Here is a 14,569-nt window from a genome sequence, read left to right on the forward strand (position 1 = left end):
ACCCGTCCGATTCGACCACCGGCGCGCGCTGTCGCAGTCGCGCGAGTGAACGAGGCCGAGCGGGCGCGGACGTTCGCGGCGTCGCGCGGCCGACTACGACTCCACGCTCGATTCGACGCGGAACCCCGCTTCGACCGTCCGCGACTCGTCGCCCACCCCGACGTCGAGCCGGAAGACGTACTCGCCGGGACCGACGTCGCCGAGCCACACCGTCGAGTCGCTGGTCGCCATCTCGGTCGGCTCCCCACCGAGCCGGACGGCGTACGAGTGCGACTCGCCGGGCGCGAGCGAGTGCAGCGGCTGCACCCAGCCCTCGGGGACGACGCGCTCGCCGTCCCGGAGCACCCGCCAGTTCGCGAGGTTCGTCCGAACCGGCACGAGCGCGTCGTTCCGCACCGTCGCCGTTGCCTTCGGCGCATCCGACGTGAGCACGTCCGGGTCGACGTCGAGCGAGACCGCATCGCGCGCGTCCGAACGAGCGAACTCGACGACGTCATCGAAGAAGACGGCACCGCCAGCGAGCACGCTCCCGACCGCGCCAGCGACGAGGGTGCGACGCTTCACGCCGGGACCCACGGCCAAGCCCGGTAAGTGCCTTCTGTGCCGGCAGTCACTCCTCGGCCTGGTCCGAGTGCGAGCGCACCCACAGGTCGCCGATGCGCGACAGCCTGGTCCGATACGACTTCCCCGCACTCTCCTGCTCGATGTACCCCTTCCCGCCCGGCCCCAGCCGGTCGACGTTGTAGATGACCTTCGACCGGAAGCTGTCCGTGTACTCCTCGTTCAACTCCGCCGCGAGCGACTCCGCGAGCTCGCTCACCGACTCGAACTCGCCGTGCTCGCCGAGCTTGAACAGGATGACCTCCTCGAACGGCTTCACGTTCGAGAACGACGCCACTGGCAGCTCGATGACGTGCCCGCCGTCGATCTCCTTCGCGCCGATGGTCGTCCCGCGCTCGTCGAACTCCTCGAGGAGCTCGCACGACGTCTCCAGGCGCTCGGCGACGCGCTCCTGGAGGCCGTCGTCGACACCGGCCGCCTGCAGGTCCCCGAGGAGGTCCTGCTGGCGGCGGAGCTCCTCCGCGAGCTCCGTCTCCAGGTACTTCTCGGGCGCCGTGTAGTACGTGTGGATCTGCTCGCGCTCCTCCTCGCGCTCCACCATCAGCGAGTGCGCCGCGGTCGCGAACGCGAACGACACCGTCCGCGGCATCGCCGCGATATTCACCCACACCTCGTTCCCCAGGTCCAGCTCCGCCGTGATGAGGTCGTACGCCTGCTCGAACGCCGCGTCGTAGTCGTAGACGTCCGCGACCACCACGCGCTCCGTGTCCGCCCCGAGCAGGTTCTGGAAGTCCTTCTCCAGCTTCTCAGAGAGGTTCTGACTGTACTCCACGTTCGCCTCCGACCCCACCGCGCCCTCCAACAATATCACTCGCTCAACGTCGAACTGATCGCGAACGAGCGGCGCGATCAACCGGTCGTAATCGAACCCGACCGGCACGATGTGCGTCTGCATACGTGGTAGGAATGGCCGGTGTTTATAAAAAACACGAGTGTCGGTCGACCTCCGGACACCACCGTCTTGGTAGTCCGAGGATTCGTGCCGGTATGGTCACCGAACCGGAGTTCCTGCTCGAAACGTCGGACGTCACCGAAGTGCTGAACGACGTCGGCGAACTCGTCAGGGACGACTTCTCGGAGGACGAGGTGCAGATGGTCTTCCTCAACGAAGGCTACTTCCAACTGCTGGGCTACGAGGACGTCGGGACGAACCTCCGTAGCGAGCTGTCGGTCGAGAGCGGCATCGTCGATTACGTCACGTCCGGCCACGGAGATACGATCCGGGACACGAATACGATCGTCTACGAGTTCAAGAACCCGACCGTCTCACTCGACCGGCACTTCGACCAGTTGGCCGACTACATGGACGGGACCAGAGGCGTCGGGGCCGCGTACGGCGTCCTCACGAACGGACACCGATTCCAGTTGTATCGAGGCCAGCCGACGGAGCCGAAGCAGTTGGCCGACTTCCGGCTGGATTCCGCGACCGAACTGGAGGGGAGTCTCATCCTGTCCGCGCTCGGGTACTGGAGTATCCAGGAACAGAACATCAAACCGGTCGCCGAACGCGCTGCGGCGGAGGTCGTCGAGGAGATACCGGAAGAACTGCATATCGAGTTCTCCGAGGCCGGCGTCGACCTGTTCGCCGAGCACCTGGCACGCTACCTGAAGGCGGAATTCCGGGACGGACGGACCTCCTGACTCGACCCGGGTTCCCAGACCGGACTCTCCGAATCGCCACGGGGACGGGCGATCGGCAGCTCCCAGATTCGAGTGTTCGTCGTCGACTCCCGTCAAGCGGTGACGGCACCCGAAGGTCTTTGCTTGGGCAACGCAGACGGACGGACAAGCATGAGCGTACGCGTCGGCGTCCTTGGCGCCACGGGAGCAGTAGGGCAGCGACTCATCCAGCTTCTCGACCCGCATCCGGACTTCGAGATCGCGGCGTTGACCGCGAGCGAGGACTCGGCGGGCCACGATTACCGCGAGGTCGCGAAGTGGCGCGTCGACGCGCCGATCCCCGAGGACGTCGCGGCGACGACCGTGACGGAGACGGACCCGAGCGCGGTGCCCGACGACGTCGACCTCATTTTCTCGTCGCTCCCCTCGACCGTCGGCGAGCGCGTCGAACCGGCGTTCGCGGAGGCCGGCTACGTCGTGTCGTCGAACTCGTCGAACGCGCGGATGGACGAGGACGTCCCGCTCGTCATCCCCGAGGTGAACGCCGAGCACATGGAGCTCATCGAGGTGCAGCGCGACGAGCGCGGGTGGGACGGCGCGCTCGTGAAGAACCCGAACTGTTCGACGATCACGATGGTCCCGACGCTCGCCGCGCTCGATAGCTTCGGGCTGGAGCGCGTGCACGTCTCCACGCTGCAGGCCGTGAGCGGCGCGGGCTACTCGGGCGTGAGTTCGATGGAGATAATCGACAACGTCGTCCCGCACATCGGCGGGGAGGAGGCGAAGATGGAGTCCGAGTCCCGGAAGCTGCTGGGCGCGTTCGACGGCGCGGAACTCTCGCTGCACGACGCCGAGGTGTCGGCGTCGTGCAACCGCGTGCCGACCGTCGACGGCCACCTGGAGAACGTCTGGGCGGAACTCGCGGACGACCCGTCGGTCGCCGACGTGGAGGACGCGCTCGCGGCGGCGCCGAGCGCGGACCTGCCGTCGTCGCCGGAGCCGCTCGTGAAGGTGTTCGACGAACCGGACCGCCCGCAGCCGCGGATGGACCGGATGCTCGGCGGCGGGATGCAGGTCGCCGCGGGTGGCGTCCAGGCGACGCCCGCCGGCGTCCAGTACAACTGTCTCGCGCACAACACCATCCGCGGTGCCGCGGGCGCGAGCGTCCTGAACGGCGAACTGCTCGCGCGCGACGGCTGGCTGTAGTCCCCCGGAACCGGCGGTTGCGACGCCGTCCGAACGTGTCTCTCGACGGGAAGCTTATGATTCCCGAGCGTCGACTGGACGGTGATGTCCTCCACAACGACGAACGAGACGGCCGTGCAGGTGTCGGCCGCGCTCGTCGCGTTCGCCGTCCTGATCGCGTTCCAGACCTTCGGGAGCGCCCTGAACCTCGGCAACGCCGGCGCCACCGTCGGCGCCATCCTGTTCAACGCCGTCGTGTTCGGTGGCGCGCACCTCTACCTCGCGGTCCGCGGCGAGGACGGGAGCGTCCCCGTCGCCTCGCGCTGGCGGTTACTCGTCGCGCTCGGTGCCGTCACCGTCGCCGCGCTCGCCGCCGTCGCGTTCCGCGCGCCCATCGAGTCCGCGACCGGGATGGGCGTCGCCGCCATCGGCTACGCGTTCTTCGCGGTCGTCGCCCTGGGGTACCTCGTCCTCGAAGCACGCTCGGGGTACCTCGAGGCGATGGCTGCGAACTGACCGCGCGCCGCTTCTCGACCCAGTCCACTCCCGTCAGTCACTCCCGTGGCCAGTCGTCCAGTTCGTCCGCGCTCACGGGCTCCGCGTCGAGCCCGCCGAGGGGGCCGTCGTCGCCGTCCGCGCTCCCGAGCGGGTCGCCGTCGAACCCCTGGCCGGTGGCGACCCCGGTCGTCATCACGGACTGGACGCCTTCCTCGACGCTCATGTCGACGTCGGTCACCTGGTCGCGGGAGACGTTCGCGAGGAACCCCGCCATCACGGGGTTCGGGGCGAGCGGGACGAACACGGTGAGGTCGGCGTCGACGGCGTCCTGCACGCTCTCGGGCGGTGCGGCGGTGACGAACCCGAGCGTGTGCAGGCCCTCGTCGGGGAGTTCGACGAGCACGACCTCCCGGAAGCTCCCGGTGTCGCTCTCGAAGAACATCTCGCTCAGTCGGCCCGCGGTCTCGTAGACGGTCCCGAGGACGGGGACGGCCGCGACCACCGATTCGAGGCGCCCGAGGACGAACGACTCCGTGCTCCGCGCCTCGGCGACCGCGCCGACGAGGACGGTCAGCCAGAGGAGCGCGACGCCGACCGCGAGCTCGAGAACGACGACGGGGAAGCTCTCGCCGAAGAAGACGTAGAGCACGACCTCGGCGACCGGCTGGAGGAACCGCGAGAGGACGCTCCACGCGAAGATGAGAGCGGCGACGGTGACGAACACGGGCAGCATCGTCGCGATGCCGGTGACGGCTGCGCGCCTCGCGAACGCGACCCAGTCGTCGGACTCGCTCATGCGTCAACGGCGCGTCGCCGACGCCAAAAGCGTGCGTGGTCACGACGGGTAGCGACGGATAGCGACGGATAGCGACGGATAGCGACGGATAGCGATGGATAGCGACGGATAGCGATGGATAGCGACGGATAGCGATGGATAGCGACGGTAGGGAGGTGACGGCCGCTCAGGCGACCTGGTTCTCGAAGCCGTCGTCGTCGACGCGCCCGTCGGCGAGGCGCTGGACGTTCTCGGCGAGGATGTCGGCGAGTCGCTCGTAGTAGTTCGGCGTGTGTCCGGCGTTGTGCGGGGTGACGAGGACGTTGTCGAAGTCCCAGAGCGGGTGGCCGCTCGGGAGGGGTTCGGGGTCGGTGACGTCGAGGGCGGCGCCGCGGATCTCGTGCGTTCGGAGCGCGGCGACGAGGTCGTCGGTGTCGACGACGGGGCCGCGCGCCATGTTCACGAGGACGGCGTCGCTCGGCATCGTCACGAACGCGTCGTGGTCGACGAGGCCCGCGGTGGTGTCGGTGAGCGGGCACGCGAGCACGACGTAGCTCGAGTCAGCGAACGCGGCCTCGACGCCCGCGGCGTCGTCGTAGCCGACGACGCGGTCGACGGGCCCGCCCTTCTCGGGACTGTGCCGGACGCCGACGGTCTCGACGTCGAACGCGTCGAGGCGTTCGGCGACCGCGGTCCCGATGGCGCCCATGCCGACGACCGTGACCGTGGAGCCGGCGAGCTCGTGCGTCGGGTACGACCGCCAGACGTCGTCCTCCATCTGGCGGCGCGCGACGTGGAACCGTCGCGCGAACGAGAGGACGGCGGCGAGCGCGTGCTCGCCCATGTTCGGGCCGTGGACGCCGGAGGCGTTCGTCACGGCGACGTCTCGCGCCTCGAGTTCGGCCATCGGGAGGTGGCCGGTGCCGGCGAACGCGCACGCGAACAGCGAGACGTCGTCACCGAAGCTCTCGAGGACGGCGTCGCTGATGTTCATGCCCGCGACGACGTCGGCGTCTTGGACGACCTCGCGTTCCTCGCTCGGCGTGCGCGCGAGCACGATATCGTGGTCCGGGAGGCGTTCGCGGAGCCCGGTGACGTAGTCGTCGATGGGGATGCCGTGGACGGTCTCGCGCAGCACGGCGACGGTGAGGGTCTCGTTCGGCATCGTCACTCACCTCGGAACGTCGGCTCGGTCTTCGAGAAGAACGCCTCGTAGCCGGCGGCGTAGTCGTCGGTGCGTGCGAGTCGCGCGATCGCGTCCTTCTCCGCGGTGAGCTGAGTGTTCAGCGTGCGCTCGTACGACCGGTTCATGAGCGCCTTCGCGGTCGCGTACGCCCTCGTCGGGCCGGCGGCGAGGTCGGTCGCGACCTCGCGGACGCGGTCGTCCCAGTCCTCGGCGGCGACGGCCTCGGTCGCGAGCCCCATCTCGACGGCGTCCTCGGCGGTGACGGGGTCGTCGAGGAGGAGGAACTCGCGGGCGCGACGGCGGCCGACGAGTCGCGGGAGGAACCACGTCGCGCCGGCGTCGCCGGAGAGCCCGACGCGCGGATAGGAGTACTCGAAGCGCGCGGTCTGGTGGGCGAGCACGAGGTCGCTCGCCAAGGCGAGCCCGAACCCGCCGCCGGCGGCGACCCCGTTCACTGCTGACACGGTGGGGACGTCGCTCGTCGCGAGCGTGCGGACGGCGGCGTGCAGGCGCGTGGCGACGCCGTCGAGGCGACGCTGGTCGGTCTCGTCGCCCTCGAACGCGGCGAGGTCCGCGCCCGAGCAGAACGTCCCGCCGTCGCCTTCGAGGACGACGCAGCGCACGTCGCCCGCGGTCGTCGCGGCGGCGAGTGCGTCCTTCAGGTCGATGGCGGTGTCGACGTCGAGCGCGTTGTGCGCGTCGGGTCGAGCGAGCGTGACGTGGGCGACCCCGTCGGCGAGGTCGACGTCCACGTGCTCGAAGCCTTCGTCGAGTTGCATGGTCGGGCGTGCGGCCGGCGACGAGAAAAACCCCGGCGGTCGCGGCCGCCGTCGCCGGCACTCGCGCGAGCGCTTGCGACTGGGCACCACGACACCGAGGTTTTGGCCTGCCTAAAAACCGAAGCGGTTATCAATAGTTTAGGCCAGCCTAAATACATGGTCGGCGACGAACACGACGACGACGGCGATGCACCGACGCGACGCGCACTCCTCGGGGGCGCCACCACAACCATGGGCGCCCTCCTCGCGGGCTGTACCGGCGGCGACCCCGGCACCGCGACCGACGCGGCGACGACCGCGACCACGACGACCGACGGGTCGAGCACCGGGACCGACGACGGCCCCTACTCCGTGTCGATGTCGCCGATGGGCGAGGTCACGTTCGACCACCCCCCCCGAGGACGTCTTCACGGTGTTCTCGACGTACGCCGACATGGCCGTCGCACTCGGGCACGGCGACGCCGTCAACGCGCTCTACGTCCCCGAGATGTCCGGGACGACGATGAACCACTACTACGACCGACTCGACGGGGTCGCGTTCGACTGGGACGGCCTCGTCGACCCGCTCGCCGACGGCCTCCCGAAGGAGACGCTGTACGAACTCGACAGCGACGTCCACCTCGCCGACCCCGTGTGGGCGAGCACCCAGCAGAACTGGGACGAGGGCGACGTCGACGAGGTCGCGAACGCGGTCGGCCCGTGGTTCGGGAACTTCTACAGCGGCACGAACAACGGCGTGCCCGACCCAACAGCCGCGGACTACGAGTTCTACGGGCTCTGGGAGCTCTTCGAGAAGGTGGCCGACGTCCTCCGCGAACGGGAACGCTACGAGGCACTGGCGGCCGTCCACGATGACCTCGTCTCGACCATCCAGGCCGACCTCCCGCCGGCATCCGAGCGCCCGACCGCCGTGCGCGCCACGCTCGCCGCGGACGGCGAGCAGTTCTACACCTACCACCTGAACGAACCCGGGTACTGGCTCGCGGACACCCGCCCGCTCGGCGCGACCGACGCCTTCGCCGACCAGGACTGGGGGAGCCTCTGGGGGGCCGTCGACTACGAGACCATGGCCGAGGCCGACCCCGACGTCTTCCTGCACCTCTGGGGTATCACGCCGAACTACTCGATGGCGGACGCGAAGCAGGCGCTCCGCGACCACCCCGTCGGGAGCGAACTCTCCGCCGTCGAGAACGACCGCGTCTACCCCGCCGGGATGCGCTACCAGGGCCCCATCATGAACTGCTTCCAGCTCGAGATGGGGGCGAAGCAGCTCTACCCCGAGCGCTTCGGCGCGTGGCCGACCTACGAGGACGGGCAGCCGTACCCCGAGATTCCCCAGAGCGAGCAGCTGTTCGACCGCGAGCGCGTCGCCGCCATCGTCCGCGGCGAGTTCTGAACCAGTCGCCGACTCGACGGCGAGTCTGACCGAAGCGTTTTTTCGCGCACGCCGCGTTCGCCGCCGTAACGACGACGCCCCGCGCCGACGCTCGCCGTTCCCGGTCGGGGCACCATCTCCCCTCATCCATGACGCGAAAGCTCCTCGTCACGGTCGACTCGCTCCGCCACGACCACTTCCGGCACTTCCCCGCGACCCGCGAGTACCTCGACTTCGAGCACGACCGCGCGTTCTCGACGTTCCCCGAGACGTTCGGGTCGTTCCCCGCGATCATCGGCGGCGAGTACGCGCTCCAGCGCGGCCTCAAGGACGGCACGAGCGTCGCCCGCCGCGTCGACGGCCACAAGGTGGGTGTGACGACGAACCACCTGCTGTCGCCGAAGTACGGGTACGACGACGCGTTCGACCACTTCGAGAGCCCGTCGGCGAGCGAGGAGGGGGTCGCGGGGTTCGTCTCCGACAAGCTCGAACTCGGGTCGACGCCGTACAAGGTCGCGGCGGCGGCGTGGAACCAGTTCGAGCGCGCGAGAGCGAAGGTCGTGAAGCTCGGGAAGTCCTTCCGGCGCGCGGACGACGTCATCGAGACGTTCTTCGAGGAGACCGAGGGGCACGACGACTGGTTCGGGTGGCTGCACTTCATGGAGCCACACCATCCCTACGACCCCCACAGCGCGCCCGTGTCCCGGGACTACGCGAACCGCGTGAGCCGGAAGGCGATCTCGCATCGCGTGAACGGCGAGGAGGCCGACCTGGTGCGGGAACTCTACCGGCGCGAGTGCGAGGAGCTCGACGTCGAACTCAGGCGGCTCTGGGAGGGTGTCCCCGACGACACCGAGGTGGTGTTCGTCGCGGACCACGGCGAACTGCTCGGCGAGGACGGCGTCTGGGGGCACCCCGGGCTCCTCCATCCGCTCCTGCATCACGTGCCGCTCGCGACGCGGAACGTCGACTGGGCGTTCGGCGACGTCGCCTCCCTCATCGACGTGCCGAGCATGCTCGTCGGCGAGGAGCACGGGCTCGGCCGCGAGGACCGCGACGTCGCGTTCGCGCTCTACGGCGACCGGCGCGCGGCGATGAACCGCGACGGCATCGTGAACTACGACCCCGACGACGCCGACCCCTACTCGGCCCGAGACCTCCAAGGGGACGACGCCGCGATGGACGACGACCTCAGGCAGGCGCTCGAGGCGTTCGACGTCGACGGCGGCATCACGCGGTACGACGCCGACGAGGAGACCCTCGCCGAACTCGGCTACCTCGAATGACCGACGACGGCGACGCTCCCCGCGACCCGCCGGCCGCGGGCGGAGACGGCGCGACCACCGCGCGCGGCGACGACGCGCCGGCCCTCCCGGACGTCGACGTCGACGACGTCCTCGACGGGCGGTCCGTTCGGGTCGTCCACGAGGGGTCGTGGATCCATCCCGGCGGCGCGGCGCGCGTCGCGAAGGCGCTCGCGGACGCGTTCGACGCCCCACTCACCGTCGGCCACACGCCCGACCGCGAGTTCTGGGACGGCTACGACGTCGCGTTCCCCTTCCAGGAACGCTTCCACGAGGGACTCTCCGCGAAGCTGTTCCTGAACGACCGCGCGCGGCCCGCGTCCGAACTCCTGCGCGCCGCCGGGTTCCGCGGCCTCGCGTTCGAGGAGGACGTCGTGATATCGAGCGGGACCGCCGCGAAGTGGTGGGTGCCCGCCCACGACCAGCACCACGTCCACTACTGTCACGTCCCGCCGCCGCGGTTCTACGCGCGCCCGACCGACGGCGTCGTCGACTGGGCGACGACGACCCTCGTCACCGTCCTCGACCGGCACTTCGCTGACTACTGCACGGGCATGCTCGCGAACAGCGCGTTCACGCGACAGCGCGTCCACAAGCACTATCTGCGGGACCGCGACGGCGTCCCGGTCGTGAACCCACCCATCGACGTGGACCGGTTCGAGCACGCGCCCGCCGACGCCGATGACCCGTACTTCGTGATGATCGGGCGGCTGAACGACATGAAGCGCACGGACGTCGTCGCTCGCGCGTTCGCCGACCTCGACGCACGCCTCGTCCTCGTCGGCGACGGCCCACTCGGGAAGCGCGTCGCGCGCCGGCGGAACGTCACCGTCCACGACCGCCTCCCGGACGACGCGCTCGCCGACCTCGTCGCCGGGTCGACCGGCGGCATCGCGTTCGCTCGCGAGGAGCACTGCGGGATGACGCCCAAGGAGTTCCAGAGCGCGGGCAAACCCGTCGTCGTCCCGGACGAACCGAACCTCCACAATCACGTCACCGACGGCGCGGACGGCGTCGTCGTCCCAGCCAGCGAGGACGGCGTCCGCGAAGGCGTCCGGCGCGTCCTCGAGACCGAGTGGGACCCCGACCGCATCGAGGCGACCGCCGCGGACTGGTCCCGGGACGCGTTCCGCAAGCACGCTCGCGACGCCGTCGCCAGCATCGTCGCCGCGGACGAGCGCTGACCGCCTCCGGGCCGTCCCGCTCCCGGCCCCGGTCGCGCGGCGAGCGGCGCCCTAGAACCCGCACGAAGCGTCATTCTTTAAGCGGTTCCCGGCATCTCACCGATATGAACGTCGCTCTCGTCACCGTCGACTCGCTGCGCGCCGACCGAATCGAGTCGAGGGTGATGCCGAAGACGCGCGCGTTCGCGGACGACGCCGTCGAGTTCACGGAGTGCGTCGCGAACGGCCCGTCGACGCCCGCGTCGTTCCCCGCCATCCACGCGAGCCGGTACTTCGCGAGCGTCGACGGCCTCGGCATCCCGCCCGCGGACGCCGGTGGCCCCATCCGAACGCTCGCGGAGGTCCTCTCCGAAGCGGGGTACGCGACCGCCGGGTATACCGACAACCAGTTCGCGAGCGGCGCGTACCACTACGACCGCGGGTTCGACGCGATGCACGACGCGAGCAGTGACGGCGCGAACGTCAACGAGTTCAAGCAGCTCGTGCAGTCGAACCTCGACAAGGACGGCGTCGTCTTCCGCACTATCGAGCGCGTCTACAACCGCGTCGACGCGCTGTTCGCGACCACTGGCGGCCGGGACTTCGAGCACGAACGCGCGGACTCGCTGAATGAGCGCGCGCTCGACTTCGTCGACGAGCGCGACGACGACGTGGACTGGTTCACTTGGCTGCACTACATGGACGCCCACCACCCCTACGAGGCGCCCGCCGAGTACCAGCGCGAGTTCCTCGACGAACCGCTCGACGTCGCCGAGTGCCGCGGCCTCTCCCGGAAGGGCACCCATCACCCCGAGGAGGTCACCGACGACGAGTGGGACCGCATCCGCGGGCTCTACGACGCCGAGTGCCGGTACGTCGACGACCAGTTCCGCGCCCTGCTCGACGCGCTCGACGACCGCGGCGTCCTCGACGACACCATCGTCGTGTTCACCGCCGACCACGGCGAACTCGTCGGCGAGCACGGCCACGCCGGCCACCCGCCCGAGTTCTGGGAGGGCGTCGTCCGCGTCCCCTTTATCATCCACCACCCCGACCTCGGGGCAGCGACTGTCGACGGCCAGATTCGGCTCGTCGACACCGCACCGACGGTCGCGGACGCCGTCGACCTGGACGCGCCCGACGACTGGGAGGGTGCGAGCGCGTTCGACCTCCTCGACGGCGACGTCGACGCGCGCGAGTGGGCGTTCGGCGACGTCGGCCGGGACGTCGACTACGGCCGCTGTTGCGCACGCCGCGCCGACGGCTGGAAGCTCCTCCGGCACGCCGACGACGGCGAGTTTTGCTTCGACGTCGCCGCGACGCCCGCCGAACGCCCCGAGGACGACCGCACGGACGCGCCCGAGTACGACGAGCTCGCGAGTGCGCTCGACGACCACCAGACGCGGATGCAGCGTATGCGCGCCGGCGAACGCAGCGGCGTGAGCGAGGACGACGAGATGGTGACCGAGCACCTCGAGGACCTCGGATACCTGGAGTGAGGACGCAGGTGAACTGGACGATTCTGGCGCGGCGGCTACAGGTACCCCAGTGATTCGAGTTTCTCCTCGACGCCACCGCGTTCGACGCCGGGGTCGAGCGTCGGTTCGTACTCGCCGGTGTCGGTCGTGGACGTCTCGTACCACGGGACTTCCCGGATCGCCTTGATCGGAACCTTCGGGTGCCCATACACGCCGTACTCGCCTTTCGCGTTCGCATGGTCGGCGCTGATGGCGACAGTGTCGGCGTCGAGGTTCGAGAGCAGGGTTTCGACCTCGTCGAGGACGTACTCGAGGTTTGCGCGGTACGCGTCCCAGAGCGTCTCCTCGTCGAGGTCGCCGCGACGCAGCATGTGCCACGGGGAATCCCAGCCCTCGCCGTCGCCGAGCGTGTCGCTGTTCAGGCCGTCCGTGAGTGGCGTCGGGACCGAGGGGAAGTGCGGCTGCATGTAATGAACGACGAGGCGGTCGTAATCGTGGCGCCGGCCGGCGGCGATCGCGCGGTCCGTGATGGCGTCGGCAGTGATGGTGCCGCGGTCGTCGTCCCACGCGTACCGCCAGACTTCGTCGAGTGCGAGCAGGTCGTCACCGCTCAGCACGCGCTTACTGAACGGGTTCCCGGTGACGTACACCGTGTTCTGCATCTCGTCGCGGTACTCGTCACTGAACGTGCGTTCGATCCACTGTATGGAGGAACTCCCGACCGAGTGCATCGTGCCGGGATGGTCGAGGAACGCGTAGTCGTCGGCGACCTCGGCCATGAGGTCGACGCGGCACGCGTCCAGCAGGAGCAGGACGTCCCAGTCGCGGTCGAAGACGTTCTCTCCGTGCCCGAAGATTGGTTCGGTGCGTCGGAGTGCGCCGACGTACAACTCCTTCCCGGACTCCGTGACGCCCTGCCAGCCGTCCTCGCGAACGCGGTCCGTGCTCGCGTCCACCCATTCGCGGAACGTCATTCGAGGTACCCCAGTTCGCGTAGCGTTTCTTCGACTTCCTCGCCGGCGCCGCGGTCGGAGGCGCCGATGGCAGACGGTGGCCCGGTCTCGACGTCGCGGTCGGCGGCGTCGCCCGCGAGGACGTCCTGGCGGACGTTGCCGTCGACGTCCTCGGGGACGGGCACGTCGAGGTAGTGTAGGAGCGTCGGGGCGAGGTCGTACAGGTCGAGGTCCGCGGTCCCCGTGCCGACGTCGTCGCCGACGCCAGCGAATATCCCGTTCCGGCGGTGCGTGGCGAGCCATTCCGTCGTCTCGCCAAAGACGTCGCCGCCGACAGACTCGGGCGCGTCGACGCCCGTGGTGTACTCGACGACGAGGTCGGGACCGCGCTCGCGGTCACCGGTGTAGACGTCCGCGGGGTCGTGAACCGCGCTTACCACCGGGATGCCCTCGGGCGTCTCCAGCGCGGCGAGGTCGTCGGCCAAGCTCTCGCGGTAGCGTTTGGCGGCGGCCGCCGGGTCGTCGGCGTCCGCGAACGCCGCGTGATTCACGTAGATGGGGCCCCGACCGACCGAGACCGCTTTCGTCGCCTCCCAGTCGATGGCGGCGTCCTGGATGGCGACCCGGCCGCTCTCGCTCGGGAACAGCCCCTGCACGGACTTCGGGACGAGGCGCTGGGCGAGCGAGACGAGGCCGAGGCGGTCGACGAAGCGCTTCAAGCGCTCCTCGGTGAGACCGACGCCTGACAGGAGCGTGCGCGCCCCGTCGTCGGCGAACGCGAGGTCGCCGCGTTCCGCGAGCCACTGGTTCGGGAGGAATATCTCGTCGATTTCGGTGAACCCGTGGTCGCTCATGAGGAAGACGGCGTCGGCGTCGTCGCGGTCCAGAAGGTCGCCGAGGCGCTCGTCGACGTGCTCGTAGGCCTCCCTGAGGTGCTCGGGGTGGTCCCAGAGGCGATGCTGGAGGGTGTCCGTGAAGAACAGCGTCGTGTGGACGAGGTCGCGGTCGCGTTCCTCGGCGAGGAACGTCGCGGCATCGAACCGCTGGTCGAACAGTCGCTTGCCCTCGGCGACGAGTTCGTCCGGCGTCGCCTCGTCCAGCACGAGGTCGGGTTTCACGCGGTACTCCGGGACGGCGTCGAGGAGCTCGCGCTTGAGCGACTCGGGGTTCGTGAGGGTCTTGCGTTCGTTCGCTGGACTTCCCGCGACGACGTCGACGCCCTCCATCTCGCGGGCGTTCGCCGGATGCGTCGTCGGCATGTTCACCACGCCGGCGTCGACGCCGTGGTCCGCGAGCACCTCCCAGTACTCCCGGGACGTGAAGTCGCTCGCGTCGTTCGCCGACAGCGTCTGCTCGTCGCGGTCGTACGCGTACCACTCGTAGACGCCGAGCTTCCCCGGGGTCTTCCCGGTCGAGTAGCACTTCCACGCGGGGAACGTCACGGGCGGGAGCGTACTCTGGAGGTCGCCGTCGACGCCCTCGTCGAGCACGCGCTGGAACGCGGGGAGGGCTCCTTCGCGCGCCCACGGACGCAGCAGCGACCAGTCGGCGCCGTCGAGGCCGACCACGTAGACGGTCATTGAGGCGTCGTTTACCGGGGACGGGGTAAAAGCCTTCGAGAGACTCGACTCG

General features: G+C 69.5%; 13 protein-coding genes and 1 pseudogene. 7 read left to right on the forward strand and 7 right to left on the reverse strand.

Translation table 11 applies throughout. The annotated features are described in order from the left end of the window. Positions 1–93 precede the first annotated feature (93 nt). Together SM754_RS08335 and SM754_RS08340 are read right to left on the reverse strand one after the other, a co-directional pair. Positions 94–564, reverse strand: coding sequence for a hypothetical protein (locus SM754_RS08335; protein WP_323675760.1), 471 nt, complete (start codon positions 562–564; stop codon positions 94–96). A gap of 46 nt (positions 565–610) precedes the next feature. Continuing rightward, complete coding sequence (locus SM754_RS08340) at positions 611–1,516, reverse strand: HFX_2341 family transcriptional regulator (protein WP_323675761.1); 906 nt, start codon at positions 1,514–1,516, stop codon at positions 611–613. A gap of 92 nt (positions 1,517–1,608) precedes the next feature. Here SM754_RS08340 and SM754_RS08345 point away from each other — a divergent pair, with 92 nt between their 5' ends. From SM754_RS08345 to SM754_RS08355, 3 genes are all read left to right on the forward strand, one after another. Beyond that, positions 1,609–2,262, forward strand: a complete 654-nt coding sequence (locus tag SM754_RS08345; protein WP_323675762.1) for a hypothetical protein — start codon at positions 1,609–1,611, stop codon at positions 2,260–2,262. 150 nt (positions 2,263–2,412) lie between these two features. Then, on the forward strand, positions 2,413–3,447 hold the full coding sequence (asd, locus tag SM754_RS08350) for an aspartate-semialdehyde dehydrogenase (protein ID WP_323675763.1): 1,035 nt from the start codon (positions 2,413–2,415) through the stop codon (positions 3,445–3,447). Between the two features lie 84 nt (positions 3,448–3,531). After that, the gene (locus SM754_RS08355; RefSeq protein WP_323675764.1) at positions 3,532–3,942 is read left to right on the forward strand and encodes a hypothetical protein; all 411 of its coding nucleotides are present in this window, start codon (positions 3,532–3,534) and stop codon (positions 3,940–3,942) included. 37 nt (positions 3,943–3,979) lie between these two features. On the opposite strand, the gene SM754_RS08360 is transcribed toward SM754_RS08355, so the two are convergent. The 3 genes from SM754_RS08360 to SM754_RS08370 all read right to left on the reverse strand — a co-directional run bounded on the left by SM754_RS08360 (position 3,980) and on the right by SM754_RS08370 (position 6,664). Beyond that, complete coding sequence (locus SM754_RS08360; protein WP_323675765.1) at positions 3,980–4,720, reverse strand: DUF502 domain-containing protein; 741 nt, start codon at positions 4,718–4,720, stop codon at positions 3,980–3,982. Positions 4,721–4,886: 166 nt separating this feature from the next. After that, a complete protein-coding gene (locus SM754_RS08365) occupies positions 4,887–5,864 on the reverse strand; it encodes a D-2-hydroxyacid dehydrogenase (protein ID WP_323675766.1) in 978 nt (325 codons plus the stop codon). A gap of 2 nt (positions 5,865–5,866) precedes the next feature. After that, positions 5,867–6,664: an enoyl-CoA hydratase/isomerase family protein gene (locus tag SM754_RS08370; protein ID WP_323675767.1), complete on the reverse strand. Its 798-nt coding sequence runs from the start codon at positions 6,662–6,664 to the stop codon at positions 5,867–5,869. 156 nt (positions 6,665–6,820) lie between these two features. Between SM754_RS08370 and SM754_RS08375 the strand changes: the two are divergent. The 4 genes and pseudogenes from SM754_RS08375 to SM754_RS08390 all read left to right on the forward strand — a co-directional run bounded on the left by SM754_RS08375 (position 6,821) and on the right by SM754_RS08390 (position 12,005). Then, a pseudogene (locus tag SM754_RS08375) lies at positions 6,821–8,060 on the forward strand (ABC transporter substrate-binding protein). Positions 8,061–8,188: 128 nt separating this feature from the next. Next, entirely contained in the window at positions 8,189–9,325 is a 1,137-nt protein-coding gene (locus tag SM754_RS08380; protein ID WP_323675768.1) for a sulfatase-like hydrolase/transferase, read from the forward strand. Then, on the forward strand, positions 9,322–10,527 hold the full coding sequence (locus tag SM754_RS08385) for a glycosyltransferase (RefSeq protein WP_323675769.1): 1,206 nt from the start codon (positions 9,322–9,324) through the stop codon (positions 10,525–10,527). The genes SM754_RS08380 and SM754_RS08385 overlap by 4 nt, the downstream gene beginning before the upstream one ends. Before the next feature lie 104 nt (positions 10,528–10,631). Then, complete coding sequence (locus tag SM754_RS08390) at positions 10,632–12,005, forward strand: sulfatase-like hydrolase/transferase (RefSeq protein ID WP_323675770.1); 1,374 nt, start codon at positions 10,632–10,634, stop codon at positions 12,003–12,005. 35 nt (positions 12,006–12,040) lie between these two features. Here SM754_RS08390 and SM754_RS08395 read toward each other — a convergent pair whose 3' ends face one another. Both SM754_RS08395 and SM754_RS08400 read right to left on the reverse strand, forming a co-directional pair. Further along, the gene (locus SM754_RS08395; RefSeq protein WP_323675771.1) at positions 12,041–12,958 is read right to left on the reverse strand and encodes a hypothetical protein; all 918 of its coding nucleotides are present in this window, start codon (positions 12,956–12,958) and stop codon (positions 12,041–12,043) included. Next, a complete protein-coding gene (locus tag SM754_RS08400; RefSeq protein ID WP_323675772.1) occupies positions 12,955–14,517 on the reverse strand; it encodes an alkaline phosphatase family protein in 1,563 nt (520 codons plus the stop codon). Before SM754_RS08400 ends, SM754_RS08395 begins: the two co-directional genes overlap by 4 nt. Positions 14,518–14,569: the final 52 nt, after the last annotated feature.

Source organism: Halorubellus amylolyticus (genome assembly GCF_034808145.1).
In the GTDB taxonomy this organism is placed as follows: domain Archaea; phylum Halobacteriota; class Halobacteria; order Halobacteriales; family Natrialbaceae; genus Halorubellus.

Excerpts from the sequence above, each read along its gene's own strand:
- SM754_RS08400 (WP_323675772.1), bottom strand. The coding sequence starts at position 14,517 with ATGACCGTCTACGTGGTCGGCCTCGACGGCGCCGACTGGTCGCTGCTG.
- asd (WP_323675763.1), top strand. The coding sequence starts at position 2,413 with ATGAGCGTACGCGTCGGCGTCCTTGGCGCCACGGGAGCAGTAGGGCAG.
- SM754_RS08360 (WP_323675765.1), bottom strand. The coding sequence starts at position 4,720 with ATGAGCGAGTCCGACGACTGGGTCGCGTTCGCGAGGCGCGCAGCCGTC.
- SM754_RS08365 (WP_323675766.1), bottom strand. The coding sequence starts at position 5,864 with ATGCCGAACGAGACCCTCACCGTCGCCGTGCTGCGCGAGACCGTCCAC.
- SM754_RS08370 (WP_323675767.1), bottom strand. The coding sequence starts at position 6,664 with ATGCAACTCGACGAAGGCTTCGAGCACGTGGACGTCGACCTCGCCGAC.
- SM754_RS08340 (WP_323675761.1), bottom strand. The coding sequence starts at position 1,516 with ATGCAGACGCACATCGTGCCGGTCGGGTTCGATTACGACCGGTTGATC.
- SM754_RS08345 (WP_323675762.1), top strand. The coding sequence starts at position 1,609 with ATGGTCACCGAACCGGAGTTCCTGCTCGAAACGTCGGACGTCACCGAA.
- SM754_RS08395 (WP_323675771.1), bottom strand. The coding sequence starts at position 12,958 with ATGACGTTCCGCGAATGGGTGGACGCGAGCACGGACCGCGTTCGCGAG.
- SM754_RS08355 (WP_323675764.1), top strand. The coding sequence starts at position 3,532 with ATGTCCTCCACAACGACGAACGAGACGGCCGTGCAGGTGTCGGCCGCG.
- SM754_RS08390 (WP_323675770.1), top strand. The coding sequence starts at position 10,632 with ATGAACGTCGCTCTCGTCACCGTCGACTCGCTGCGCGCCGACCGAATC.
- SM754_RS08380 (WP_323675768.1), top strand. The coding sequence starts at position 8,189 with ATGACGCGAAAGCTCCTCGTCACGGTCGACTCGCTCCGCCACGACCAC.
- SM754_RS08385 (WP_323675769.1), top strand. The coding sequence starts at position 9,322 with ATGACCGACGACGGCGACGCTCCCCGCGACCCGCCGGCCGCGGGCGGA.